This is a genomic window from Glutamicibacter sp. MOO4, assembly GCF_056934395.1.
In genome coordinates, this window is sequence record NZ_CM167800.1 from 1,009,085 (window position 1) to 1,035,454 (window position 26,370).

Below are 26,370 nucleotides of genomic sequence, written 5' to 3' on the forward strand. Positions count from 1 at the left end.
ACTGCGCGAGTGATCAACCTCATGGCATCAGCGCCACGCGCGACCAAAATAGAGTTGGCCAGCATGCTCGCTCTCTGACATAATTGCAGGGTACTCGATTTGATTCGGCCCCTCTCTCCGCTTCGAATCCTGTCCCTTTTAGAGTCCGATCAGTAAGGCCTGCCCCACAGGTGCTAAAAATTGGGCTCGACCATGTTGAGAAACAGGAGTGACCACTACAGTGGCCGTTAAAATTCGTCTGAAGCGCTTCGGTAAGATGCGCGCACCTTTCTACCGCGTTGTTGTCATGGACTCCCGCGCTAAGCGCGATGGCCGTGCCATCGAGGAGATCGGTAAGTACCACCCAACCGAGAACCCATCGATCATCGAGATCGATTCTGAGCGTGCTCAGTACTGGCTGTCCGTTGGCGCTCAGCCATCGGAGCAGGTTCACAAGTTGCTGAACATCACCGGTGACTGGCAGAAGTTCAAGGGCATCGATGGCCAGGAAGGCACCTACAAGGTTGCCGAGCCTAAGCCAGCATTCGTTGCACCTGACAAGGGTTCAGTGATCCTCCCAGAGGCAATCACCAAGAAGGCTGAAAAGCCAGCTGCTGAAGAGGCAGAGGCCGAAGCTACCGAGGCTGAGTAACAGTGCTCGTTGATGCGCTCGACCATATGGTTCGCGGAATCGTTGAGGAACCGGAAGACGTCAAGGTTGCCTTGAAGTCCACCCGCCGCGGCGATCTGCTCGAAGTACGGGTCAACCCTGAAGATCTCGGTCGTGTGATCGGACGTCAGGGACGTACCGCACGAGCACTGCGTACCGTCATGGCAGCGCTGGCCAAGGAATCGGTTCGTGTTGATGTTATCGACACCGACCGTCGCCGCGGCTAAGCAACTGCAGCTCAACTTCTAGTTGGCTTCATTTCGAAAGGAGTTTCCGTCCTACAAGTGACGGGAACTCCTTTCGTGTTTCACCCAGATATTGCACCCCACCTCCCGGCGTATCCCCGGATCACCACGCAGAAAGAGCAGCAGACTATGCGATTGCAGGTTGCCCGTATTGGTAAGCCCCACGGTATCCGTGGCGAAGTCACCGCCCAGGTCCAGACCGACAACCCCGAAGAGCGATTCACCCCTGGGGTGGAGATCATCGTGGTCGATGGCCCGGTCAAAACCCTCACGGTGAAAAACGCGCGCTGGAACAAGACCATTTTGCTGCTCTCCTTCCAGGAGATCTCCGACCGCAACCAGGCTGAAACCCTGCGCGGCGCACGACTGGAAATTGAAGTCTCGGACGTGCCAGAGGATGACTCCGATGAGTGGTACGAGCACGAGCTGCTGGACCTGAAGGTCATGCTCGATGGCCAGCAGGTTGGCGTGATCACCGGACTACGCACCAACCCTGCCCAGGACCTTTTGGTCTTTGAGGACAACGACGGACAGGAAATCTACCTGCCCTTCGTCGACGAGTTTGTCCCGGATGTCGATCCGGAAGCCGGCATCGTCGTGATCACCCCACCAGCGGGCCTGCTCACCCTCAATAGCGACGACGCGGACGACGAAGCGCAGCTCGACAACGAGAACTCCAGCGATCAGGAAGAGCGCTAAGCCATGCGTCTTGATGTCATCTCGATCTTCCCGGAGTACCTGCAGCCGCTTTCACTGTCGCTGATCGGCCGCGCCGCCCAAGACGGAATTCTGGACCTGAATCTCACCAACCTGCGTGACTTCACCGAGGATAAGCACCGCAAGGTGGACGACACTCCCTACGGTGGTGGCGCTGGCATGGTCATGATGCCCGAGCCATGGGGCAAGGCCCTTGATTCGGTACGCTCTGCTAACGCGCAAGGCCCCAAGCCAACGCTGATTGTTCCTTCGCCTGCCGGCGCGGTCTTCAACCAGCAGATGGCCTACGATCTGGCCGAAGAAGAGCACCTGGTCTTCGCCTGCGGCCGTTATGAAGGCATCGACGAACGTGTCATCGACTACGCGCACGAGAATTTTAATGTCATCCCGGTTTCCATCGGCGACTACGTGCTTAATGGGGGAGAAGTAGCGGTCATGGTGATGGTTGAGGCCATCGCCCGCCTGATCCCGGGCGTGATCGGCAACCCTGAGTCGCTGGTCGAAGAATCCCACTCCGATGTGCTGCTGGAATACCCGGTCTACACCAAGCCGTCCTCATGGCGTGGCCGCGAGGTCCCCGAGGTTCTGCTCGGTGGCAATCACCAGCGTGTGGGTCGATTCCGTCGCGACGAACAGATTAAGCGCACCGCCGCCCGTCGCCCGGACTTGATCGAGCAGCTCGACGTGCAATCGCTGAACCGTCGCGACCGTGATGCCCTCTGGCACAACGGCTTTGCCGTAGTTGAAGGGACGATCACCCCTAAGTCGCAGCTGGAGTGGGCCACCGGTGCCGGCGCCGAAACCAGTCCGGCAACCGCACCAGATCCGGAATCGGCCAGCTAAGAGGTCAACATCACGACGGCTTAATTTCTGGCAGACTCGCGTCCGCTAGTTAGATACGGCATAATTGTTTCTTGGTGTGTTTTTGTCCGGCTCCTGCCGCAGGGGGACGACTGGATATGAAAGAACCACCGCACCGATTGCTAGAGCCAATCGGTGGTATACGTTCCGGGGAGTTCGCAAAGCCGATGGCTAGCGAAGAGCCCCGCTACGAGGATTCGGTGACCTGCGGCATTGATCCTAGGAGATGCAACATGCATTTACTTGACTCTGTTGATTCAGCTTCGCTGCGTTCAGACATTCCAGCTTTCGGTGCCGGCGATACCTTGAAGGTACACGTCAACATCATCGAAGGTAAGAACTCGCGTGTCCAGGTATTCCAGGGCTACGTTGTAGGTCGTCACGGCGACGGCATTCGCGAAACCTTCACCGTTCGCAAGGTATCCTTCGGTACCGGTGTTGAGCGTACCTTCCCAGTTCACTCCCCAATCATCGACAAGATTGAGGTTGTAACCAAGGGTGACGTACGTCGTGCCAAGCTGTACTACATGCGCGATCGTCACGGTAAGGCTGCTCGCATCCGCGAGAAGCGTGACTTCAACGCAAAGAAGTAATCTGCGTTCTTCGATGAACCAGACTGCCCGCTCCGAGCGAGCAACTTTGAAGCGCCGGGCCTTTTCATGGGTCTGGCGCTTCGCTGTACTCGCCATCATTCTCGGCCTGCTCTCTACCATTATCTTCCGCGCGAGCGTGATTGACCTGTTTCATATCGACTCCAACTCGATGCAGTCCACCCTGAACCCTGGCCAAAGCATCGCCGTTGACCGCCGAGCCTACAAAGACACCGATCCGCAGCGCGGGGACGTGATCGTTTTTGACGGCCGCGGCTCATTCCTGCCCTATGCCAAGGCGAGTTTCGCCGACGATCTGCTCGGCGCACTGAGCCTGACGGGCACCGGCAGCAAGTACGTCAAGCGCGTCATTGGTATTGGCGGCGATACTATCGAGTGCAAGGGCACACCCTGCCAGCTCACCGTCAACGGTCAGCCCCTAGAAGAGCCCTACGTTTTTGACGGCGATGCACCAAGCGAGCAATCATTCTCGGTGAAGGTTCCTGAGGGCCGGCTCTGGGTGATGGGCGATCACCGCTCCGCCTCCAAAGACTCGCGCTCCCTGCTTGGTGCCAGCGGCGGTGGCATGATCAGCGTTGAGCGTGTAACCGGCAAAGCAACCAACATCGTGTGGCCGCTGGACCAGAAATCGCAGATCCAATAAATGGCCCGTGCGCAACTGCCACAACGGCTGCAAAGTAGCGTCAGATGACGAAATCCTCGACATCTGACGCTATTTTTTCGTTTCTCGTGTATTTTTTCGCAAGTTCCCAGACTCGACCGGGAATCTGTGTGTTTAGTATGGAATTTCTGCGACAGTACACAGGTTTCAATAAGCTGACTAGGCGCTAGAAAGAGTACTCCAATCTTAAACCAATTGAGTAACGGTGCGAGATGTGACCTAATCGAAAATCGACAGCGTGCACTGACTAGGCGGTTTGCGTGTTTATGTTTATATTTTCGTTGGATTCCTTACTTGAAACCATGCATTGCACCCGCTATTGTTTCATTTTGGTAACAACACCTGTGCTGAGGTGTGCCCGGAGGTATGGGCCGCGCTAGCACTCGCACCAAAAATGTGGGAGAAGCATTAATGCCAAATCCAAATAAAAAGACTGCGCAACGAGGTCTCGTTGCTGCAGCCGCTACCGCTCTGGTAGTTGGCAGTAGCTTCATGCCAGCCGTTGCGGCCCCGGAGGCGACTAGCTCGCTGTCGGCCCCTTCGAGCAGCTCGGCAACCCCTAGCGCGACGCCTAGCCAAAGTGCAGTGGACACGACCGGACTGCCTGAAGCTATCGAACGCGACCTAGGCAAAACCGTCGAGGAATACCTCGAAGAATCGAAGACCAGCGAAACCGCCGCAGCCCTTGCAAAGCAGCTGAAGGCCAAGGGTATCGAGTCCCGCACGTCCGTCAAGGACGGCAAGGCAAAGGTTGAGGTCAGTAAGAAGGACGCGACCGAGGCCAAGAAAATTGTCGAGGTTTCCCCTGCGGCTGTGTCTCTTGAAATCAACAAGAACAACCTGTCAACCGTTGAAGGCGTTTACGAGGAAATCGTTGACAACGTCGATAACTCGCAGCTAAGCCGACTGACCGCGATCGTCAATACGACCGTCAAGGGCAAGAACGTCGTGAAGATCATTGCTTCGGGTCCTGGCTCCATTGAGGGAACCAAGCGTAAGACTGTCACCAAGAAGAAGGCCGCTGCCGGCGAGCTTTCCTTGGAAGAATTTGCCGAACATGCAGCCGCTTCTGACGTTGTCTTCGCGCCATCTAAGAAAGATGGCAGTGGAGCTGCGAAGCAGGGCGCTACCGAAGATATTTACGGTGGTATGGGCTACGCCATCGGTCAGGGCGGACAGGAACCAGGCGCTCGTTGCTCGATCGGTTTCAACGCGTGGGACTCGACTGGTAAGGACGCAATCCTCAGCGCAGGTCACTGTACTGAAGATGGCTCCATGACCGACACCTATGTAATTGAAGCAGAAGCTCCAAACCAGTTCCTCGGATACTTTGCGGAACTTGGTAATTTTAGTTTCGCTCAGTTTGGTGGACCCGGCAACTCGGGTTACCCAACGGATGCAACCTGGGATGACGTAGACACTGAAAACCCAGGCACTGATATCTCGGTTATCGAGGGTATCAACGCAGATCTGAACCTGAAGCCCGCTGTTTCGCAGTGGCCAGCAGGTGGAGACGAGCGCGATAAGGTCATCAACATTACCGGTGCCGCTTCCGGTGCCGTTGGCGCCAACGCTTGTTCCTCGGGTTCAACTACCGGTTGGGGCTGTTCGGAAATTACCGGCGAAGGCATCTTCTTCGTGCAGGGCAAAGACGGAACCTTGCGTGACGTTTGGGGCTACACCGCAAAGAACCCAGGCCAGCGTGTTTTGGACCAGGGTGACTCGGGTGGAGCCGTGCTGATTGGCACTAAGGCTATCGGCATCAACTCTGCCAATGGTGCCGGAACCGACGGTGTGGAAAACACCAGTGATGACATCGCTATGTACACCGGGCTGACTGATGCACTGAACCGCATTAGTGGAGTCAAGGGTTACACCGTCAAGAAATTCATCAACGCACCAACCCTGACCACCAAGAATGGTTCAGAGGTTGACGCTGGAGATTCGATTTCCGGCAACGTAGAGGGTGCAGGCTCCGGTACCAAGGTTGACGTTATCGTCGACGGCAAGGTTGTGGAGACCTTAACCGTTGATGGCAATGGCAACTTCAAGTTCACCGCACCGGATAAGGCTGGCGCTTACGCCTTCACTTTGCAGGCACGCAATGGGTTCGACAAGTCGGCAACCACCAAGGGCAGCGTAGTAGTTGTTGTAGCTCCAACGCCTACTCCAACCCCAACGCCTACCCCGACTCCAACCCCAACTCCTACTGAGGAGCCTTCCGAGACCCCTACCGAGGAGCCTTCCGAGACTCCAACTGAGGAGCCTTCGGAGACCCCTACCGAGGAGCCTTCGGAGACCCCTACCGAGGAGCCTTCGGAGACCCCTACTGAGGAGCCTTCGGAGACTCCAACTGAGGAGCCTTCGGAGACTCCAACTGAGGAGCCTTCGGAGACCCCTACTGAGGAGCCTTCCGAGACTCCTACTGAGGAACCATCGGAAACTCCAACTGAGGAGCCTTCCGAGACCCCTACTGAGGAGCCTTCCGAGACCCCTACTGAGGAGCCTTCCGAGACTCCAACTGAAGAGTCGAGCGAAGCTCCACAGGATGAGACCTCCGATGAGCCAACCAACTCGGCTACTCCAAAGGAAACTCCTAAGAACGACGATCCTTTGGCAGACACCGGTTCGGCTAGCGCTCCTTTGATCGCTGCAGGTGGCGCACTGGCTCTGGTCGGCGCAATGTTCCTGCTGTTCCGTCGCGGCAACCGTCGTCACGGCTAAGCAACACACGGTCCAGCAATGAACCGCTAAGAGGTTCTAGCAACCGCTAAAAATGTCCCGCTACTTCATCATTGGTAGCGGGACATTTTTAGTAGGCACACATGTGCTTCACCGAATGCTTTACGAAAGGCGCGTTAGCCTGAATTCTAGGTAGGCTGTGGCAACGCAAAAAATACTGAGGTGGAAATAATGAATTTCAACGCCAAAACATCCCGCACCCCATTAGCTCTGGCGTCGACGGCGCTCATGGCCAGCCTGCTGCTGTCGGGCTGTGGCCAAGAAGCGGAACCGGGCACCAAAGAGTCAGCAAGCACGCACTCAGCCCACCCTTCCGAAGAATCGAGCGAGAACACCGTGGACCAAACTGCACTATTGGACACCAACGAGAAGCTCTCGAAGGAATTGGGCGAGGACTACGTGCAGGGCTGGATCAAGGACGGCAAGCTGCACGTGTCTACCACCAATGAATCGAAGACCATCATCATTGAAGATGCTGGGGCGATCGGTCATGTAGTGAAGTTCAGCAACAAAGAGCTACGTGCGGCCATCGGCAAGATCATGAGCTGGCAATCCAAGCAGGAGACCCCGATCAGTTCCTCGATCCACGCCTACTCGCTGAACCCGGAAACCGGCGGCCTCACGCTCTCAGTGGATAGCAACCAGATCGACGCGCTTCAAACACTGATCAAGACCGAGAAGCCGATCGGCGAGATTCCGGTGGACTTAGAACCTAGCGGCGGCATCGGCTCACCGGCGAGCAACTAACCACCACCAACCAACTACCACCATCCCGTCAGGGTGCGCACAGTGGCTGGGCCGAAAATTCGGGCCGGCCATTAGCGCGCCCAGCGGCGGGTAATTAACCGGTCGCCAGGCGCATCCCAAGGATCCGCACCACCCAATGACCGATTGAACAACTTGGGGCACGTAAGATGGGGGTGTTACGCGATAATGGAAGGTACAAATCGAACTGTGAGCGCCGCCCCAGCTGAAAATTCCCACGAATCGGGACCGCTATACAAAATATGGCGCTTTGTTCGCGAGATCGTCATCATCGTTGTCATCGCGTTGGTGCTCTCCTTCGCGATCAAGACCTTCTTCTTCCGCGCGTACTACATTCCTTCGGGATCCATGGAAAGCACCTTGGAAATCAACGACCGAATCTTCGCCAACTTGATGGTTCCCGGTCCCTTTGAGCTGAACCGCGGCGACGTGGTCGTCTTCCGTGATGATCTGGGCTGGCTGCCGCCCCTAGAGCAATCGCCCACCGCCTTTGAAAACGTGCTCTCCTTTGTCGGAATCCTGCCCGCAGCCGACGAGCAGTACCTGGTCAAGCGCATCATCGGCATGCCGGGGGACACCGTCTCCTACTCGCAGAGTGACGGCAAATTGAAGATCAACGGCGAAGAAATCGACGAGCCATATGTGTACCAGGGCAACAAGCCCTCAGATATGGAATTCTCGGTCACCGTGCCACAAGGCAAGATCTGGGTCATGGGCGATCACCGTGCAGCCAGCGCCGATTCACGCTTCCACACCGACATCCAGGGCGGATTTGTGGACCTAAACTCCGTGCAGGGTCGCGCGTCGATCATTTCCTGGCCAGCCTCGCGATGGGGCACCGTGGATTCCCACGATGAGGTCTTCTCCAACGTTCCCGAGCCGGCAGCCAACTAACGTGCCAGCAGCTAAAATTTCGGCCAAAAACCAGCCCACCACCCTCGATCATGAACGTGCCTTAGCCGCGACGCAGCAGGTGCGCTTCATTGGCGCGGTGGATGAGGTGGGTCGTGGGGCCTTGGCCGGTCCCATCACCGTGGGCATGACCGTGATCGACATTCAGTCGGTCAGCGAGTTCCCACAACTACGCGACTCCAAACTTTTGCGTCCCGAAACCAGGGTTGATTTGGTGCCGCAGGTTCGTCAATGGGCGGTGGCCTACGGTGTGGGGCACAGCTCGGCCCAAGAAATTGATGAGCTTGGTGTCACCGCAGCCCTGCGTCTTGCCGGCTCCCGCGCCGCGGCGCAGTGCTGTGTCGCACCCGAGGCGATCTTGCTTGATGGTAGTTACGACTGGTTGACCGCCCCGGAGCCGGACCTCTTTGACCTATTGGCCGATGATCGAGAACCGGTGGGTTTACACCTGCCGGTGCGAACCATCATCAAGGGCGATATGACCTGCCAAGCGATCGCCGGGGCTTCCATTCTGGCCAAGGTTGAACGAGATGCGATCATGGTCGACCTGGCCTCAAGCTACCCGAGCTTCGGCTGGGAAATTAATAAGGGCTACGCCACGGCTGCGCATCGTGCGGCGATCGTGGATCAGGGCCCGTGCGACTACCACCGCAAAAGCTGGAACTTGACTTCAGGGGCCAACACAGCCCAAGGTGAAGCCACAACAAAGAAAGCAAAGTGATGGCTGGCGACGACCTGGAAAATTACGAGTCCGATATGGAACTACAGCTGTACCGCGAGTACAAAACCGTGGTGGGGCTCTTTAATTATGTGGTTGAAACCGAACGGCGTTTTTACCTGGCCAATCAGGTTGACGTGAAAACGCTGAGCAATGCCGGCGAGGTCTACTTCGAGCTGAACCTCATCGACGCCTGGGTCTGGGACATCTATCGGCAGGGCCGCTTTGTTAAAGCCGTGAAGGTACTGACCTTTAAGGACGTCAACGTCGAGGAACTGAACCGCGACGAACTGCAGATCCCCAAAGAGGGCATCGACTCCTAACCACTCGCTGCGCTTTATTCCCCACCGCAGTAATCCACAACCGGCCACAACACCGCACCATGGCGTGCTGATCAAGCCCAGGATGTTCCTTACAGATAGTTTGAACATCCAGGAGCGATCATGCGCACTGCTGCACAGCGCTTGGGGGCGGCCGGGGAACAAGCCGCCGCCGAGTACCTAAGCCACAACGACTATGAGATTCTCGACCGCAACTGGCGATGCTCGGCCGGTGAGCTTGACGCGGTAGCCCGAGCCGGAAACGGGCAGATCGTGGCCATCGAGGTCAAAACTCGCTCCAGCCAGCGCTTCGGCACCGGCTTTGACGCGATCAACGCGCAAAAGTATCGCCGGCTGCACAAATTACTGATCCTCTGGGCCCAAGCGCACGCAATGTTCATCGCCCAACCGCGCATCGACATCGTTGAAGTCTATCCCTCGGGCGACCAATACCTCTTTGACCTGCACCAATCGGTGCAACCATGAGTACCGCCCGAACTACCGCGGTGGCCATCCACGGGGTCAACGTGTCGTTGATCGAGGTGGAGGCCGATCTTGGCAACGGCATCCCCGGGTTCATCATCCTCGGCCTGCCTGACGCCTCCCTCAACGAGGCACGCGAACGCATCAAGGCCGCAGCCCGCAATACCGGGATCCCTCTGGCTAACCGAAAACTCACGGTGAACCTCACCCCGGCCACCCTGCCCAAATATGGTTCCGGTTTTGACTTAGCGATCCTTACCGCTGCGTTGGCCGCGGATCAACAGCTAGTCACCAGCCCCAACACGCTCTACCTCGCCGAGCTGGGTCTGGATGGCACGTTGCGCCCGGTGCCCGGGGTGCTGCCGGCGGTACAACTGGCCAAAGAACATGGACTCGCCCGGGTGATTGTGGCTGAAGCCAACGCCCACGAAGCCAGGCTCGTTGCGGGCATGGAAATCTTTTCCGCCCACCACCTCGGCCAGGTTCTTGAATACTGTGGGGCACCGCGAGAACTACTGAGCACCTATCTGCACCATCCACGCGCGGATCAAGTAACTGCCGGAACGCAGAACGCCATCACACCGGCGGCCAGTGAAGAGGCGGATCTGCAACTAGTCAACGGGCAGCACGAAGCCAGACTGGCCTTAGAACTAGCGGCGGCCGGGGGACATCACCTGATCATGGTGGGGCCCGCCGGTGCCGGCAAAACGATGCTCGCCAAGTGCCTGCCAACCATCATGGCGCCCCTTGACGATCAGCAAGCCCTAGAGGCCACCGCCGTCCACTCGATCACGCACGGTGCGTTGAGCGAAATGACCCAACTGCAACGCACCCCGCCGTTTATCGCCCCGCACCACACCGCCTCGTTATCCGCGTTGATCGGCGGTGGAACCTCCCAATTGATTCCCGGCGCCATCACTCGGGCGCATCAAGGTGTGCTGTTTCTCGACGAAGCCGCCCAGTTTAATTCTGGTGTGCTCGACGCGTTGCGCCAACCCATCGAGGAGGGCTACATCAACCTTGCGCGCGCTAAAGGGCACCAACGACTGCCTGCCCGCTTCCAGCTGTTGCTCGCTTCCAACCCGTGCCCCTGTGGACGCAACTTTGGCACCGGCACCGGTTGTACCTGCACTCCGATGGCTCGCCGCCGATACTTCGCCCGTCTTTCCGGGCCGATCCTTGACCGCGTAGACCTACAAGTGCGGGTTAACCCGGTGCCCCAAGCTCAGCTACTGCAAAACGCCCCGAACGAGTCCAGTGAAAAAGTGCGCGATCGAGTGCTGGCCACCCGCGAGCGTAGCCAAGGCAGGCTGAAAAACTTTGGCGTGAGTTGCAACGCGCAAATCCCCACTCGGGTACTGCGCCAAGAATTGCGCTACCCGGCGAAAACCCAAGTGGCCCTCGAACAGCTGGCCACCCGGCGTGGTCTATCGGCCCGCGGCATCCATCGCCTACTGCGCGTGGCGTGGACGGTTGCCGATCAGCAACAGCATGACGCACCCACCCAAGACGACTTAGCCATTGCCGCGCATCTGCGCCAAAGCCTAGAAAACAGTTAGGAACCACCCGATGCAACGCAACCAGAACGTCGAACTTCTCACCACCAATACCAGCGCGCAGCGGCTGGTCATCGCCCACCTCAACCAGCTCATCGAACCCAACGACTTCACCGCCACCGCATTACTGGAGCTAATGTCGCCGTCCGAACTACTCACGCTGATTCAGCGTCAGGACTTTGTGCCGCAGGGACTCAAAGCCCAGGTAGATCAGATCCTCGGGTTTAAACCTTCCTCGAATATGGCCCAAGATCTCAAAGTTGCCCTGACTCGTTGGCGCAAGCGACTTTCCCTGAGTAACCCGCAGGCGGTCCTAGACATGGCGGCGCGCCATGGCGGCGGACTCCTACTGAACACCGATCCCGGCTGGCCTAGCCAGGTTGATGAGCTGAACCTCGGTAGACCACTGTGCCTGTGGTGGCGAGCGAACAATCCCGAGTTGCTGAGCGGCCAACAGCTGTCGCGCAACGTCGCAATTGTCGGCTCACGCGATGCCAGTGACTATGGCGACCAGGTGACTTTTGATCTGGGGCGCACCCTTGCGTTGCGTGGCTACACCGTGGTTTCGGGCGGTGCCTATGGCATCGATGCCAGCGCTCATCGCGCCGCCCTGAGTGTGGATCAATGGGAGCACCCCAACCCTGCGACCATTTCGGTGATGGCAGGAGGGATCGACCGGCTCTATCCCTCGGGAAACAGCAACCTACTCAACCAGGTGATCGCTCGTGGAGTCCTGCTTTCAGAGGTGCCTCCGGGAACCACCTCGGCTCGATTCAGGTTCCTGAACCGTAACCGTTTGATCGCGGCACTGAGTCGACTCGTGATTGTCACCGAAGCCAGGCATCGCTCCGGAGCACTGAACACGGCAAGCCATGCGGTAGAGCTCAGTCGCGATGTGGCAGCCGTCCCCGGTAGCGTTTTTGCACCAAATTCGGCTGGCTGCCATCGGCTGATTTCTGAAGGCAGCGCCCTGTTGCTCACTAGTCCGCAGGATGCCCTGCGGCTTGTTGGTGCGGAAAGTGTCGCACAACCGGTGCAGGAGCAGTTGAGCATTGAAGGTCCCACGGATCGGCTGGGTCGGGATGAAGGCATGGTATATGACTGCATGTCCTTCGCCCGCGGCCTTGTCATCGACGAGATCTCGGCACGAAGCGGGGTCCCGCTGATTCAAACCTTGCAAGCGGTGGGCCAGCTTGAAGCACTGGGCATGGCGAGCACCGATGGTAGGACGTGGAAGTTGGTTCGTCCGGCCGCCTGAGCAGACTCAGGTAAGCTCGGTGGTGATGAAGCATGATCCTTCCACCACCGCACCAACGGGCCTGTCTGCGAAATTTGCCGAGCCTGTGGCCGATTATTTGGAATATCTGCAACACGAACGAGGACGCAGCGAGAATACCCTGCGCGCCTACGACGTTGACCTGCGAAACTTGGGGCAGTTCCTCAAGGACCGCGCGCAAGATCCGGGCCTGAAACAGATTTCGGTTGAGATGCTGCGCGATTGGCTCGCGTTGCTCCACGAGTCGCAGATTTCGCGCACCACTTTGGCACGGCGTATCTCCGCGGTGAAAAACTTCTTCGCTTGGGCGCTCAAACATGACCTAGTTGATACCGACCCGGCGCTGCGTTTGGCCGCTCCGAAAAAGGAACGTCGCTTACCGCATGTGCTTCAGCCAAGCCAGATCGATCGACTGTTGTCTTCCGAGCCTTCCGATCCCTCCGCGACCGCCGCGCAGGCTGAACCACCATCCGGTGATTCCGAAACAAGTGCCGAGGCGAAGCCTGATGATGCCAAAGCGAGGGCGGTCAAATCCCGGGACAAGGTGATTGCTGAATTGCTCTACGCCTCAGGGCTACGCATTAGTGAGCTTGTTGCGTTGGATGTTGCCGACATTGATTTTGAACGTCGAACCCTGAAGGTTCTCGGTAAGGGTAACAAGGAGCGGATGGTTCCTTTTGGCAAGCCAGCAGAGCGGGTCATCATTGACTGGATCAGGTCTCACCGTCGGGTTTTAGCCGTCGAACAGGCCGAGGATGCGCTCCTGGTGGGAGTCCGTGGGGCCCGGCTCAACGTGCGGCAAGCTCGTGAAGTGATAGCTACCGCCCTTCGGTCGTTGGGGGACACCTCGGCTAGTGGGCCGCACGCCCTGCGACATACTGTGGCCACACATCTATTGGACGGCGGTGCTGATTTGCGCGCAGTTCAGGAGTTCCTTGGTCACGCATCCTTGGCCACCACCCAGCTCTATACCCATGTTTCGGTGGAACGATTGCGGCAAAGTTACCGCCAAGCACACCCTCGGGCATGATTATTTGCTAGTTATCTGGGAAAAGTGACGTACCGGGTGGCGAAAAGTGCCCTTCATCGGGCAAAATAGAAGTATCGGCGGCAAAAGCACGTGTTCGATGTTGACGTAGGGGAAGACGATCAACACCGCAACGGAGGATGGCATGTCTGCACCGATGACCAGAGGCGTGATTTTTGTACATTCCGCCCCTGCAGCGCTGTGCCCACATCTGGAATGGGCAATTGGGTCTGTGCTTGGGACGCCAGTCAAGATGGACTGGACGGAACAGCAGGTAGCACCCGGTTTTTGTCGCGCCGAAATCCAGTGGGTAGGCCCTCAAGGTACCGGCGCTCTGCTCACCAGCGAAATGCATGGTTGGCAGCACCTACGCTTTGAAATCACCGAAGACCCGAGCCCCGGCGCCGATGGCAGCCGTTGGTCAGTCACCCCGGATCTGGGAATCTTCCATGCCACTATCGATGTTGCAGGCAACATCATGGTCAGCGAAGAGCGCATCCGTTGGGCCTATGAAAAGGGCGAAGGCAATCCTTCGATCTTCTACCAAGAGATGTCCGTGGCCCTAGGCGAAGCCTGGGACGAAGAACTCGAACCATTCCGCCATGCTGGGGACGAAGCTCCAGTTCGATGGCTTAACCAGGTGGTATAACAACTGGTTAATTAGTCTCTGGGTGAGTTTTCGACTGCATCCAGTTGAGCCCGGGTGGTGCGGGGTTGTTACCAAAAGAAGTAGGACCCAATACTAAATTGGGTCCTACTTCTGGCTTTTGCGCTAAATTTGCTCGCGCTAACCCCCGCAGCTCCTACCGAACAACATCAAATACGTTTTTCTGGACCCCGTTGGGGTAAGCCTGCGAGTCAACCAGCTTCAGCTTCTGTGCGTCCAAAGATTCCTGGCTAAAGAGCCGCTTGCCTTCGCCCAAGAGCACCGGGAACACCAAAAGGTTGTACCGGTCGATCAGGTGATGCTCCTGAAGTGAACGGACCAGCGTGGCCGAACCGTGAATGCTAATCGGCCCGCCCTCACCGGCACGCAAACGTGCAACATCAGCCACCGATCGCAAGATGGTGGTCTCACCCCAGTTCTGTATAAGATCCTTGTCATCAAGCGTGGTGGAAAGTACGTACTTGGGCATAGCGTTGTACAGCGGAAATTGGTCGTCCATGCTCGGCCACACCGGAGCAAATGCCTGGTAGCTGACTCGACCGAGCAGCATGGCGGTTGCCTCGCCCTGTTCGGTACCCTTGAGCTCGTAGGCGGCCGGATCGAACGCAACACTATTCATGCTCCAGCCCGTATTGCGGTAGTCAGCTTCACCGCCAGGGGCTTCAACAACACCGTCGAGGGAAATGAATGAAGTGGCGATCAGCTGACGCATAACGGTTGCTCCTTGGCTGGTAGTCAGTGTCGCGACGCGCAAAATGACCTGCAGGTTAGTTGCGCGGTCGCGAACGAAGAGAAATCAGGGTTAGACAAAGGTTAGCACCTGAAATATCGGGGTGAGCCGGGACAAGAGAGCAAAAAATGGGCTGGCTCCGGAAATAAATTCCTGGAGCCAGCCCAAATGTGTTTAGCCGGAGAGAACTACTAGACGCTACGGATTGCTACAACGGCGTTGTGGCCACCGAACCCGAAGGAGTTGTTCAGTGCGACGATGGTGCCCTCGGCCCGAAGAGCCTGAGGAGCGCCGGTCACAACCTTCAGCGGGATCGCTGGATCCTGGTTGTCCAAGTTGATCGTCACCGGGGTGGTGCGGTGGTACACGGCCAGTGCGCAGAGCACGGACTCCACTGCACCGGAAGCACCGAGCAGGTGACCCATCTGGGACTTGGTTGCCGAAACCCAAACGTTTTCGAGCTGATCGCCCAATGCATTCTTCAAGGCGGTGTACTCAGGAGCGTCGCCCACCGGAGTGGAGGTGGCGTGTGCGTTTACGTGCACCACGTCCTCTGGCTGAATGCGGCCGTCGTACATCGCTGCCTTCAGCGCACGAGTTGCACCGGACCCCTCTGGATCCGGTGCGGTGATGTGGTGCGCGTCCGAGGTGACCGAGGAACCTGCAAGCTCGGCGTAGATGCGTGCGCCACGAGCCAGGGCGTGCTCTTCGGATTCGAGCACCAGGGCGCCGGCACCTTCACCCATCACAAAGCCGTCACGGTCCACGTCGTACGGACGCGAAGCCTTGGTTGGATCATCGTTGCGGCGCGAGAGAGCGTGCATGGAGGCAAAAGCAGCCATTGGCATTGGGTGGATGGCAGCTTCAGCGCCACCAACCATTACAACATCAGCCTTGCCCGAGCGGATCAGTTCCAGGCCAACGTGCATAGCCTCGGTACCCGAAGCGCAAGCCGACACGGGGGTGTGAGCTCCACCAGCGGCGCCCAGATCCAGCGAGACCGCTGCGGCTGGGCCGTTAGGCATCAGCATTGGTACGGTCATCGGCAGCACACGACGTGGGCCCTTTTCGCGCAGGGTGTCCCAAGCGTTGAGCAAGGTCCAGACGCCGCCGATGCCGGTAGCAAATGCCACGGCCAGCTTGTTCTGATCGATCTCTTCCTTGTTCAGGCCAGAGTCGGCCCATGCTTCACGCGAGGCGATGACAGCGAACTGGGTCGAAGGGTCCATGCGCTTGGTTTCGGGGCGGCTGAGGACCTCGGCTGGCTGTACGGAAGCACGCGCTGCGAAGGTGACCGGCAGGTCGTATTCCTTCACCCAATCATCCTCTAGGGTTGCGGCGCCGGAGACGCCCTTCAAAGCATTCTCCCAGAGGGTGGGGACGTCCCCGCCGATTGGGGTGGTGGCTCCGAGACCGGTGATCACTACTTTGCGCGCCATCATCAAACTCTCTACTGTGCGATTAAGAAATTTAGGGGGCCGGCTTTACGTACCGGCCGATGTGCACGGCGTACCCATGCAACGGTGGTGGCGATAAACGCCGAAGGCTTAGGCCTGTGCGCCGGCGATGAAGCTAACTGCGTCGCCTACGGTCTTCAGGTTCTTAACTTCTTCGTCCGGAATCTTAACGTCGAACTTCTCTTCGGCCTCTACGACGATGGTCATCATCGAGATCGAGTCGATGTCCAGGTCCTCGGTGAAGGACTTGTCCAGCTGCACGTCTGCTTCGTCCAGGCCGGTCTCGGAGTTGACGATTTCGGCGAGGCCCGCCAGGATTTCTTCGTTGCTAGCCATGGATGGCTCCTTTTCTTCAGTGACCGGAGGGCTCCGGTGTTCGTAGTGGCCGATCCGCTCCTGTTACCAGGATGCTTCACGAGCCGGTTTGCTAAAACCGTGGTGCATCAAATGCTCCGCAGTTTCATCGCTTTAAAGCTTAGGTCAGAGATGAGCCTGCCTGCCGCATCATTGCGGGTAAGGCGCACAAATCTTTGAGTTCGCGTAGCTAGTTGCTGGTGTGCTCGGCGATGAAGGCTTGGGCGGCCTCTAGATCAGCCGGGGTCTTCACCGCGAGAGTCTTTACACCCTTCAGGCCACGGCGGGCCAAGCCCACCAAGGTACCTGCAGGGGCTAATTCCAGCACACCGGTCACGCCAGCTGCTGCCAGGGTCTCCATGCACAAATCCCAACGAACCGGGCGCGAAACCTGGGCGACCAAAGAATCCAAGTTGGCCGATCCATCGGCGACCGGCTGCCCGTCGAAGTTGGAGAGCAACGTGGAGGCTGGATCCTTTGGGGTGATGGTCCCGGCCAGTTCTGCCAAGGTGCCTACCGCTGGTTGCATGTGCGCGGTGTGGAATGCGCCGGCAACCTTGAGTGGGATCACGCGAGCCTTGGCTGGTGGGTTTTCGCCCAGCGCTGCCAGCTGCTCTAGCGTGCCAGCGGCCACGATCTGTCCGCCACCATTGGCATTAGCCGGGGTGAGCCCAAAGCTCTCCAGTGCGGCCAGGACCTCGTCTGGATCTCCGCCAAGCACGGCGGCCATGCCGGTCGGGGTAGCCGCAGCAGCCTGCGCCATGGCGTTGGCGCGAACCTTCACAAAGTTCATCGCGTCGGCCTCATCAAGCGCACCGGCCAGAGCCGAAGCGGTGATCTCGCCAACCGAGTGACCGGCAACAATCACGCCCGCTGGCAGGCTGTCGCCAAACAGTGCACGAGCGGTCACCAAGCCGGCGGCCACAATCAGCGGCTGCGCGACGGCGGTGTCCTTGATGGTCTCTTCGTCGGAGACGGTGCCGTGGGCGGTGAGGTCGCGCTCGGTGATCTGACTCAGGGTAGCCAAGTGATCGGCTACACCTTCAACTTCGAGCCATTCGGCGAGGAAACCTGGGGTCTGGGAGCCCTGTCCGGGGCAAACGATTGCTAACACTCTTACAGCTTTCCAAATTTTAGGAGCTTTTGGCGCTTCATTTGCACACCAAGCTCATGGGAAGTGTTTGTAGGAACTCTACAAAAGCTTATCTTATGGTCGAGCAAAGTTCCCAAGTAATGCGCCATACGCGCAGAAACTAGTGTTCTGCGTCTCGTAGGTTCTTTGGGTGAAGCCTACAAGTTGACGCCTACAAGTTAACTTCGTGAAGTCGGCCGTAGAGCAGGGCCGATTGCAGCACAAAGGCATCGCGAGGGACCAATGGGTCCCAGCCGGTGACTTCGGTGACACGCTTGAGCCGGTAGCGCACCGTATTGGCGTGTACAAAAAGTTCGCGAGCGGTGCCTTCCAAGGAGTGGCCCAGGGCCAGATAGCTGGAGAGCGTTTCGAGCAACCCATTGGAGGCCTGCTGCAAGGGCTGGTAGACCTGTTCGATCAGCGCGGTGCGGGCCAGCTCGTCGCCATTGGCTGCGCGTTCTGGCCACAAATCGTCGGTGCTCACCGGGTTGGGTGCCTGCGGCCAGGCGCGGGCTGCGGCATATCCGGCCACCGCGGCCACCGCGGCATGGTGCATCTCTTTGACTGCCGGGGCCAAGGGGGAGTAGACCAGTGGGCCGTGGCCAAAAAAGCGGGTGAAGCGGGAGAGATCGACGTCCTCAAAATTGGTGTCGGAGAGCATTAATACCGAGCGATCCCCGAGCACCCCGATTAATGAGTCCCGGGAGTAGCGGGTGGCCACCCGGCGCAGGGTGGCGACGAAAGTTGCTGAGTTGGAGGACGGGGTGGTGCCCACCAAAATGCGAATGTTTTTTTGTGACTTCCAGCCGATGGCGGCAATGCGCGAGGCTAGCGAGTCATGGGGTTCACCGTGCAGCACCGCGTCAACCACGTGCGCTTCCAGCCGGGAGTCCCAGGCACCACGGGTTTCGGCTGCCCGCGCGTAAACTTCCGCAGCGGCAAAGGCGACCTCTCGCGAGTAGCGCAGCACCGCTTCACGCAGCGCCCCTTGTTCGGCCTCGGTGGCAATATCTGGAACCTGGGATTCGACCACGTCCACGATGGTGCGCAGTAGACCCAGTGCTTTTTGCAGCGAGATCGAACGGGTCAGTTCAGTGGGGGCGGCACCAAAAACGTCGGTGACCACCCAGGCCGGCGAGGACGTGGGATCCTCATACCAGGAGACAAAGGTGGAGATTCCTTTTTGGGCGATCAGCCCCAGCGCGGCGCGTTCGTTGGGCTCCAGCGAGCGATACCACGGTAGCTGCTGATCCAGATATTTCAGCGCCGTGGTGGACAGAACCCCGATGTGGCTTTGGAGCCGTTTCAGCGTTTGGGCGCTGGGAGGCTGCTGGTGGCTGCTTCGGTTTTTCGACGCGGCGGCATCGAGTTCGGGACTCATACTTTAAGCTTAGTGACTTTTGTACAGGGATGTGAATGTGGCGGCGGATTTTTGGCTGAGGTGCTTAACCCCGGGATGTTAAGCGGCCAGCCCCGCTACGAAGAAAATCGTAGCGGGGCTGGGAGAAACCCGGGCACTAGGTGCCACAAGTGCGAGACTTACGCGTCGCCACCTGCATTGCCGGACTTGCCGGCATTTGGGTTGTTCAGATCGTACTTGGCGTGCGCCTTCACTGCGGTGTCCGCAGGGATTTCGCCACGCTCAACCAGCGACTGCAAGGTCTGGACGACCAGCGAGTGAGCGTCGATCTTGAAGAAGCGACGAGCTGCTGCACGGGTGTCTGAGAAACCGAATCCGTCGGCGCCTAAGGTGTGGAATTCACCTGGGACGTACGGGCGGATCTGCTCAGGCACTGCGCGCATGTAGTCGGTGGTCGCGATGACTGGGCCCGGGGTGGACTCCAGCTTGCTGGTCACGTACGGGGTACGGCGAGCCTTGGAAGGATCGATGAGTACCTCGGCGTCGGCGTTCATGCCGTCGCGAGCCAGCTCGTTCCACGAGGTGACCGACCAAACATCGGCAGATACACCCCACTCGTCGGCCAGGATCTGCTGAGCTTCCAGGGCCCAAGGCACGGCCACGCCGGAGGCCAGCAGCTGTGCGCGTGGGCCGTCGGTGGTAGCTTCCTTGAGCAAGTGGATACCCTTGATGATGCCCTCGGTGTCAACGTTTTCCGGCTCAGCTGGCTGGCTGATTGGCTCGTTGTACACGGTCAGGTAGTACATCACGTTTGGATCGGCGTGGCTGCCGCCGTACATACGATCCAGGCCGGAGCGCATGATGTGCCCGATCTCGTAACCGTAGGCAGGATCGTAGGTGATCACTGCCGGGTTGGTCGAGGCCAGGATTGGCGAGTGGCCATCGGCGTGCTGCAGGCCTTCACCGGTCAGGGTGGTGCGGCCGGCGGTAGCGCCGATGATGAAACCACGGGTCATCTGGTCGCCGGCAGCCCAGAACTGGTCACCGGTGCGCTGGAAGCCGAACATCGAGTAGAACACGTAGATCGGGATCAGCGGTTCGTCGTGGGTCGAGTAGCTGGTACCGGCAGCGGTGAATGCTGCGACGGCGCCGGCCTCGTTGATGCCCGGGTGGATCAGCTGGCCCTGAGGGGACTCCTTGTAGGCCAAGACGAGGTCGCGGTCTACGGATAGGTAGTTCTGACCTGCTGGGTTGTAGATCTTTGCGGTCGGGAAGAACGAGTCCATACCGAAGGTGCGCGATTCGTCGGGGACGATCGGCACAATGCGGTGACCAAATTCCTTGTCGCGCATCAGGTCCTTGAGCAAACGAACAAAGGCCATGGTGGTGGCTGCCTGCTGCTTGCCCGAGCCACGCTTGGCGATGGCGTAAGCCTTGTCGCCTGGCAGTGGAAGCTTAACCGAGGTCTCCTTGCGGCGGCTTGGTACCGCACCGCCCAGAGCCGAACGACGCTCCATCAGGTACTTGTACTCATCCGAGTCCTCGGATGGGCGGTAGTACGGTGGCGAGTACAGGTCGGCTTCGAGCTGCTCGTCGGTGATTGGGATGCGCAGGTGATCGCGGAAGCCCTTGAGGTCTTCCATGGTCAGCTTCTTCATCTGGTGGGTCGCGTTGCGAGCCTCGAAGTGCGAACCCAGACCGTAGCCCTTGACCGTCTTGGCCAGGATCACAGTTGGCTTGCCCTTGAACTCTACGGCTGCCTTATAGGCGGCGTAGACCTTGTGGTAGTCGTGGCCACCGCGCTTGAGGTTCCAGATCTCATCGTCACTCATGTCGGCAACCAATTCCTTGGTTTCCGGACGCTGACCGAAGAAGTGCTCACGCACGAAGGCGCCGGACTCAGCCTTGTAGGTCTGGTAGTCGCCATCTGGGGTCTGGTTCATGATGTCGACCAAGGCGTTGGACTTGTCGGCTTCGAGCAGTGCATCCCACTCGCGGCCCCAAGTTACCTTGATGACGTTCCAGCCGGCACCGCGGAAGAAGGCTTCAAGTTCCTGCATGATCTTGCCGTTACCGCGAACCGGGCCGTCAAGGCGTTGCAAGTTGCAGTTAATGACGAAGTTCAGGTTGTCCAACTTTTCGTTGGCTGCAAGCTGAAGGAAACCGCGGGATTCTGGCTCGTCCATTTCGCCGTCGCCAAGGAAGGCCCAGACCTGCTGGTCTGAGGTGTCCTTGATGCCACGGTTCTGCAGGTAGCGGTTCAGCTGTGCCTGGTAGATCGCGTTAGCTGGGCCAATACCCATGGACACGGTCGGGAATTCCCAGAAGTCTGGAAGCGAGCGTGGGTGTGGGTAGGAAGGTAGCGCGTGGCCTTCCTTGGAGTGTTCCTGACGGAAGCCGTCCATGTCTTCTTCGGACAAGCGGCCTTCGACGAAGGCACGAGCGTACATACCTGGGGAAGCGTGGCCCTGGAAGAACACCTGATCGCCGCCACCTGGGTGGTTCTTGCCGCGGAAGAAGTGGTTGAAGCCCACTTCGTACAGGGTGGCTGCACCAGCGTAGGTGGAGATGTGTCCGCCAACGCCGATTGCTGGGTTCTGAGCGCGGTGCACCATGATGGCGGCATTCCAACGCATAAATGCGCGGTAGCGGCGTTCGATGGCTTCGTCGCCCGGGAATTCTGGTTCCTGATCTACAGGAATAGTGTTCACGTAGTCGGTGGTGGTCACATGGGGCACGCCCACGGACTTGGCACCTGCACGCTGCAGCAGCGAGCGGATAATGAACTGAGCACGCTCGGTGCCCTGGGACTCTACGAGAGAGTCAAATGAGTCCATCCATTCCTGAGTTTCCTCAGGATCCTGATCTGAAAGCTGGTAAGTCAACCCGCTACGGATCTGGGAGATGTGTTCCTCTACAGCCACGGAAGCTCCTTGATTGAATTGCGGCTCCGCTACGTTGCAGTTTTGCACTGCGATGCAACGGTATTGGGACAACGGGTGCAGTAACACTGGAGTGATGTGCACTGTCGGTTCATATGCAACTCTAGTGTCAATTGCCGGTGCGTGGGGTCATGATTACGAGCGAAAATCCGCTTAAGTATGACTTTTAAAGTGACTTGAGCAATATCGTATAGGTGCTATTGCTCCAATGACCCTGTCGGTATGATGTGGACCACCGGATCGTGGGTTATATTTGTTCGGCGTGTTATTGCCTTAGCGCTTGAATGGAACGAGAAAACCGTGTTTCGTTGGTAGTAACGCTTTGCACCAGCAGGAGGAATGAAGTGAGCGACGCCGTATCGGCAAACTTGGAGTCCGCTAAAAAGATGGGCTTCGTAAATGACAACCTTATTCAGGAACTGGGTTACGACGATGACGTAGATTACGATCTGCGTGACTCGATCGAGGAACTGATTGGTTCAGAACTGCTCACCGAAGAGGATCATGACGTTGTCGACGCAGTTATCTTCTGGTGGCGCGATGGCGACGGAGATCTAGTTGACGCATTGATGGACGCGCTCAACTGCTTGGACGAAACCGGCATCGTTTGGTTGCTGACACCTAAGCAGGGCCGCGACGGACATGTGTCCCCAGCACTAATTCAGCAGGAGGCGCCTAGCGCTGGCCTGCATGTGACTACCAGTGAAGGTGTTTCGGAGGACTGGTCTGCAGTTCGCCTCGCCCCACGTAAGAAGAACTAATGATTCAAACAGGTTCGCGCCTGTTCGATTTCTCGCTATCAAATCAATATGGTGAGACGATTACCAGCACCGATCTGTCAAAGGGTCGTGTGCTGGTTGTCTTTTATCCTTGGGCATTTTCGCGAGTCTGCGGTTCAGAGCTGGCGGCACTTCAAGAAGAACAGCAATACTTCACCGATCACCAGGTGCGGGTGGTTGGCATTTCGGTCGACCATAAATTCACGCTGCGCAACTACGCTGAATCCCTTGGCATCCAGTTTGATCTGCTTGCTGACTTTTGGCCTCACGGTCAGGTGGCGTTGAAAGCGGGCGCCTTCGACGAAAATGTTGGCGTTGCCACTAGGGTCTCACTGTGGGTAGTTGACGGGATTGTGCAAGAAGTTTTCAGCAGTTCGATGACTGCACCTCGAAGTATGGATGACTACCAATCCGCTATTGAGGCCCGGTAACTCAGGGGAAATTGCATAGTGTGTGCCAGTTCACAAGAAATACCGGTCTCTCGATTTGCGAGAACCGAAATATCTATGTAAAGTTATTCCTCGTTGGCTTGCAAAAGCGAACATGGTTAGGGCCTTTAGCTCAGCTGGTAGAGCGTCACGTTTACACCGTGAATGTCATCGGTTCGATCCCGGTAGGGCCCACCAAATAAAAATCCTCGATCCACATGGATCGAGGATTTTTTTGTGTACGCCCAGCATGGGCATTTACTTGGAGGTGAAAGTCCTCTGGCCGGGAAGATGGTTTAAGGCCTAGCTGAAGGCAACTGCGTCACCGCGAGGTGGGGTGGGAAGGAAGCCGGAGGCAAACCTCTGCACCGAGGAACACGAATCACATGTGAGGCATGTCTGTCGGGGTAAGCCAGCGCAAGATGGTGAAGCCCGCTCCATCGAAACGGCAGATGTGTATATGTGGCGGGCGCAGGGAGAAAGTGAATGCTCTTATCTGGGGAGGTCTGTCCCAGTGCACCACCTGTCTTCTGACTGAGTGGGGCGGTTCTGGCCGAGAGGTCAGTAACTGATGGGGCAGAAGTCAGCAGAGGTCATAGTACCTGCCTAGGAATCGCGTCGGGTGAGGAACCTGATCGTTTGCCTGAGACCCATTGTGGTTGATGAGGGAGGCAGGGAAGGGCTGAACGCTGGGAATTGATGGACTGAAGCATGAGTTCTCGTGCTCACATGATTATCGCAGAAAACCCACGGACGTGGTGGGGCAGAGAGGGGATGGTACCGGTGAATCCGGGAGAGTATTTTCTTGCGTGTAGCGTTGAGCCGGCGGCTGATGGGAAAGACATCAGGGATCAACAAGTTGATCTGTGGGAGCAAGTGTTCTCGCGAGGTAATTTGTTGATTGCATTGAAACGTGTTGAGCGGAATAAGGGTTCTGCTGGTGTTGATGGGCTTGAAGCGCATGAATTGCGTGATTGGTGCCGTGAGCATTGGATCGAGACTCGGAAGTCGCTTGATGCTGGAACGTATGCGCCGTTGCCGGTGCGTCAGGTGATGATTCCGAAGCCTGATGGTGGGGAACGGATGCTGGGTGTTCCGTCTGTGTTGGATCGGTTGATTCAGCAGGCTCTCGCGCAAGTGCTTTCCCCGATTTTCGATGAGGGGTTCGCACCGATGTCTTATGGATTTCGGCCGGGCAAAAGCGCCCATGGCGCTGCTTCGATGGCTCGTAAGGTTATTGAGCAGGGGTATCGGTGGGTTGTGGAGGTTGATCTGGATGCATTCTTTGATCGGGTGAACCATGACGTGCTGATGTCCAGGATTGCGCGGAAGGTGAAAGACAAGCGGGTTCTGAAGCTTGTTCGGAAGTATTTGACGGCTGGGATCATGGCGCAGGGTGTTCGTCGGGAAACGGTGGAGGGCACTCCGCAGGGGTCGCCTTTATCGCCGTTGCTCTCGAACATCATGTTGGATGATTTTGATCAGGAGTTCTGGTCGAGGGATCACCGTTTTGTGCGGTATGCCGATGACATCAGAATTTTTGTGAAGTCGAAACGTGCTGCCGAACGGGTGTTGGATCAGGCGACGAAAGTCCTTGAACAGCGCCTGAAGTTGAAGGTTAATCGGCAGAAATCAGTGATCAATCCGGCGAGTGTTGCAACGTTGCTGGGTTTTGGTTTCTACTTCGTCAAAGGTTCGAAGGTCAGGATCAGGGTTGCTCCGAAGGCGTGGATACGCATGAAGGAGCGGATTCGGAGGTTGACTTCTCGGCGGTGGAGTGTGTCGATGGAGTACCGTATCGAGCAGTTGAATCGTTTTGTTCGGGGTTGGATGGGTTATTTCCGGTTGTCGATGACGGCGGATAAATTTGCCACACTCGATCAATGGTTTAGACGTCGGTTGCGTCAGATCCGTTGGGTTGAATGGAAGCGTCCTCGTACTCGGGTGGCGAATCTTCGCCGTCTGGGGATTGTCAAGGATAAGGCTTACCAGTGGGGAAACAGTTCACGTGCGTATTGGCGTGTGGCGAAGTCCCCGATTCTTCATCGTGCCTTGCCAACTTCATATTGGGAGGAGTTGGGTGTGCTGTTCCTTCGCCGTGCTTGGGATCGTTTTCAGTGACTTGGCGAACCGCCGGATGCGGGCCCGCATGTCCGGTGGTGTGAGAGGCGGGGGCTAGACACCCCCGCCTACTCGATTTCCACGCAGATTGTTCAGCTAGTGGCTACTGCTTGCTCAGGCGCATCGTAGTTGTTGTGCCCATGATCCCGGCCTCATAGGAAATCTCGCCGTTGATAAACGTGAACTTCTTGCTGTCGTCGCCCGAGGCCATAATTGCGCTATCCGTCGCCTTTTGATCACGCTGAGAAGTCCAGGTAAATGATTCGGCGCCAGCCTTCGGAGCCTTAAACGTGCCAACCCAGTAAATTGACTTTGTGTCTCCGTTGTTCGTCACCCAGTCAATGCTGATGACGTCCCCTTTGATGGTGGCCAGTTGGTAGGCGTCTTCGTCCATGGAATTTTTCTGTTTCCACTTTCCGCTGAGGTCTACAGGCTCTGCCTGCTGACCTTGCTGCGCGGTGCTGGATGTAGTTGTTGCACTTGTTGCACTTGGTGTGGAGGCCGGCGCCTGGCCGCCACAAGCGGACAGTGCAAAACATAGGGCGAGAGAGGCAACTGCCAGTGATCTTTTCATAGGGAAAGTATCGCCGAAGGTGCCGACAGTTTAGGGTCCGCCGTTAGTAGCCAAGGCAGCTTCCGGAGAGTGACGCTCGGCACTCTTTGCGAAAAATACCGTTCTCAATTTGCCAAGTCAGTTCGGCATGTACTAAATTATTTCTTGTTACAGAGAACGAATGAAGCAAAGAAATTTGCTTGGTTCTTCACTGTAGGAGGGCCTTTAGCTCAGCTGGTAGAGCGTCACGTTTACACCGTGAATGTCATCGGTTCGATCCCGGTAGGGCCCACCAACGAAAACC

Annotated in this window: 26 protein-coding genes and 2 tRNA genes; 21 read left to right on the plus strand and 7 right to left on the minus strand. The window is 57.7% G+C overall.

Annotated elements, in window-relative coordinates; genetic code table 11:
- The first annotated feature begins 220 nt into the window (after positions 1-220).
- The 16 genes from rpsP (at position 221) to AC1Z3F_RS04620 (ending at position 14,192) form a co-directional block, all read left to right on the plus strand.
- Positions 221-631 carry a 30S ribosomal protein S16 gene (rpsP, locus tag AC1Z3F_RS04545; RefSeq protein ID WP_131088078.1) on the plus strand — a complete coding sequence of 137 codons (411 nt, stop codon included), beginning with the start codon at positions 221-223 and terminating at the stop codon, positions 629-631.
- A gap of 2 nt (positions 632-633) precedes the next feature.
- Positions 634-876 carry an RNA-binding protein gene (locus tag AC1Z3F_RS04550; protein ID WP_022876627.1) on the plus strand — a complete coding sequence of 81 codons (243 nt, stop codon included), beginning with the start codon at positions 634-636 and terminating at the stop codon, positions 874-876.
- Positions 877-1,023: 147 nt separating this feature from the next.
- Positions 1,024-1,593, plus strand: a complete 570-nt coding sequence (rimM, locus tag AC1Z3F_RS04555) for a ribosome maturation factor RimM (protein ID WP_131088079.1) — start codon at positions 1,024-1,026, stop codon at positions 1,591-1,593.
- Positions 1,594-1,596: 3 nt separating this feature from the next.
- The gene (trmD, locus tag AC1Z3F_RS04560; protein WP_444613304.1) at positions 1,597-2,454 is read left to right on the plus strand and encodes a tRNA (guanosine(37)-N1)-methyltransferase TrmD; all 858 of its coding nucleotides are present in this window, start codon (positions 1,597-1,599) and stop codon (positions 2,452-2,454) included.
- A gap of 251 nt (positions 2,455-2,705) precedes the next feature.
- Entirely contained in the window at positions 2,706-3,065 is a 360-nt protein-coding gene (gene rplS, locus AC1Z3F_RS04565) for a 50S ribosomal protein L19 (protein WP_131088081.1), read from the plus strand.
- A 13-nt stretch (positions 3,066-3,078) separates the two neighbouring features.
- A complete protein-coding gene (lepB, locus tag AC1Z3F_RS04570; RefSeq protein WP_131088082.1) occupies positions 3,079-3,726 on the plus strand; it encodes a signal peptidase I in 648 nt (215 codons plus the stop codon).
- A gap of 429 nt (positions 3,727-4,155) precedes the next feature.
- On the plus strand, positions 4,156-6,468 hold the full coding sequence (locus AC1Z3F_RS04575) for a S1 family peptidase (protein ID WP_483566682.1): 2,313 nt from the start codon (positions 4,156-4,158) through the stop codon (positions 6,466-6,468).
- Between the two features lie 189 nt (positions 6,469-6,657).
- Entirely contained in the window at positions 6,658-7,233 is a 576-nt protein-coding gene (locus AC1Z3F_RS04580) for a hypothetical protein (protein WP_262197851.1), read from the plus strand.
- Positions 7,234-7,440: 207 nt separating this feature from the next.
- Positions 7,441-8,145: a signal peptidase I gene (lepB, locus tag AC1Z3F_RS04585; RefSeq protein ID WP_242632432.1), complete on the plus strand. Its 705-nt coding sequence runs from the start codon at positions 7,441-7,443 to the stop codon at positions 8,143-8,145.
- Between the two features lies 1 nt (position 8,146).
- Complete coding sequence (locus AC1Z3F_RS04590; RefSeq protein WP_483566683.1) at positions 8,147-8,884, plus strand: ribonuclease HII; 738 nt, start codon at positions 8,147-8,149, stop codon at positions 8,882-8,884.
- Positions 8,884-9,204, plus strand: a complete 321-nt coding sequence (locus AC1Z3F_RS04595) for a DUF2469 domain-containing protein (protein WP_131088087.1) — start codon at positions 8,884-8,886, stop codon at positions 9,202-9,204. Before AC1Z3F_RS04590 ends, AC1Z3F_RS04595 begins: the two co-directional genes overlap by 1 nt.
- A gap of 120 nt (positions 9,205-9,324) precedes the next feature.
- Entirely contained in the window at positions 9,325-9,687 is a 363-nt protein-coding gene (locus tag AC1Z3F_RS04600) for a YraN family protein (protein WP_444613310.1), read from the plus strand.
- Positions 9,684-11,243, plus strand: a complete 1,560-nt coding sequence (locus tag AC1Z3F_RS04605; RefSeq protein ID WP_483566684.1) for a YifB family Mg chelatase-like AAA ATPase — start codon at positions 9,684-9,686, stop codon at positions 11,241-11,243. Before AC1Z3F_RS04600 ends, AC1Z3F_RS04605 begins: the two co-directional genes overlap by 4 nt.
- A gap of 10 nt (positions 11,244-11,253) precedes the next feature.
- Complete coding sequence (gene dprA, locus AC1Z3F_RS04610; protein ID WP_483566685.1) at positions 11,254-12,498, plus strand: DNA-processing protein DprA; 1,245 nt, start codon at positions 11,254-11,256, stop codon at positions 12,496-12,498.
- A 19-nt stretch (positions 12,499-12,517) separates the two neighbouring features.
- Positions 12,518-13,546: a tyrosine recombinase XerC gene (locus AC1Z3F_RS04615; protein WP_262197846.1), complete on the plus strand. Its 1,029-nt coding sequence runs from the start codon at positions 12,518-12,520 to the stop codon at positions 13,544-13,546.
- 142 nt (positions 13,547-13,688) lie between these two features.
- Positions 13,689-14,192 carry a DUF3145 domain-containing protein gene (locus tag AC1Z3F_RS04620; protein WP_131088091.1) on the plus strand — a complete coding sequence of 168 codons (504 nt, stop codon included), beginning with the start codon at positions 13,689-13,691 and terminating at the stop codon, positions 14,190-14,192.
- Positions 14,193-14,346: 154 nt separating this feature from the next.
- Here the strand turns inward: AC1Z3F_RS04620 and AC1Z3F_RS04625 are convergent, their stop codons facing one another.
- The 6 genes from AC1Z3F_RS04625 to aceE form a co-directional block, all read right to left on the minus strand.
- Positions 14,347-14,922, minus strand: a complete 576-nt coding sequence (locus AC1Z3F_RS04625) for a dihydrofolate reductase family protein (protein ID WP_262197845.1) — start codon at positions 14,920-14,922, stop codon at positions 14,347-14,349.
- A 209-nt stretch (positions 14,923-15,131) separates the two neighbouring features.
- Complete coding sequence (gene fabF / locus AC1Z3F_RS04630; RefSeq protein ID WP_131088093.1) at positions 15,132-16,379, minus strand: beta-ketoacyl-ACP synthase II; 1,248 nt, start codon at positions 16,377-16,379, stop codon at positions 15,132-15,134.
- Positions 16,380-16,487: 108 nt separating this feature from the next.
- Complete coding sequence (locus AC1Z3F_RS04635) at positions 16,488-16,733, minus strand: acyl carrier protein (RefSeq protein ID WP_131088094.1); 246 nt, start codon at positions 16,731-16,733, stop codon at positions 16,488-16,490.
- A 208-nt stretch (positions 16,734-16,941) separates the two neighbouring features.
- Positions 16,942-17,865, minus strand: a complete 924-nt coding sequence (locus AC1Z3F_RS04640; RefSeq protein WP_262197844.1) for an ACP S-malonyltransferase — start codon at positions 17,863-17,865, stop codon at positions 16,942-16,944.
- 190 nt (positions 17,866-18,055) lie between these two features.
- On the minus strand, positions 18,056-19,264 hold the full coding sequence (locus AC1Z3F_RS04645) for a PucR family transcriptional regulator (RefSeq protein ID WP_131088096.1): 1,209 nt from the start codon (positions 19,262-19,264) through the stop codon (positions 18,056-18,058).
- Positions 19,265-19,422: 158 nt separating this feature from the next.
- Positions 19,423-22,167 carry a pyruvate dehydrogenase (acetyl-transferring), homodimeric type gene (gene aceE / locus AC1Z3F_RS04650; RefSeq protein WP_483566686.1) on the minus strand — a complete coding sequence of 915 codons (2,745 nt, stop codon included), beginning with the start codon at positions 22,165-22,167 and terminating at the stop codon, positions 19,423-19,425.
- A gap of 404 nt (positions 22,168-22,571) precedes the next feature.
- On the opposite strand from aceE, the gene AC1Z3F_RS04655 reads away from it, so the two are divergent.
- The 4 genes from AC1Z3F_RS04655 to ltrA all read left to right on the plus strand — a co-directional run bounded on the left by AC1Z3F_RS04655 (position 22,572) and on the right by ltrA (position 25,513).
- Entirely contained in the window at positions 22,572-22,946 is a 375-nt protein-coding gene (locus AC1Z3F_RS04655) for a DUF3052 domain-containing protein (protein WP_131089758.1), read from the plus strand.
- Positions 22,946-23,395: a redoxin domain-containing protein gene (locus tag AC1Z3F_RS04660; RefSeq protein WP_131088098.1), complete on the plus strand. Its 450-nt coding sequence runs from the start codon at positions 22,946-22,948 to the stop codon at positions 23,393-23,395. Before AC1Z3F_RS04655 ends, AC1Z3F_RS04660 begins: the two co-directional genes overlap by 1 nt.
- Positions 23,396-23,514: 119 nt before the next feature.
- Positions 23,515-23,590: transfer RNA gene (locus tag AC1Z3F_RS04665), tRNA-Val, on the plus strand.
- Between the two features lie 513 nt (positions 23,591-24,103).
- Entirely contained in the window at positions 24,104-25,513 is a 1,410-nt protein-coding gene (gene ltrA / locus AC1Z3F_RS04670) for a group II intron reverse transcriptase/maturase (RefSeq protein WP_483566687.1), read from the plus strand.
- 103 nt (positions 25,514-25,616) lie between these two features.
- Here the strand turns inward: ltrA and AC1Z3F_RS04675 are convergent, their stop codons facing one another.
- The gene (locus AC1Z3F_RS04675) at positions 25,617-26,087 is read right to left on the minus strand and encodes a hypothetical protein (protein WP_131088099.1); all 471 of its coding nucleotides are present in this window, start codon (positions 26,085-26,087) and stop codon (positions 25,617-25,619) included.
- Positions 26,088-26,285: 198 nt separating this feature from the next.
- Between AC1Z3F_RS04675 and AC1Z3F_RS04680 the strand changes: the two genes are divergently transcribed.
- Positions 26,286-26,361, plus strand: a tRNA-Val gene (locus AC1Z3F_RS04680).
- Positions 26,362-26,370 lie beyond the last annotated feature (9 nt).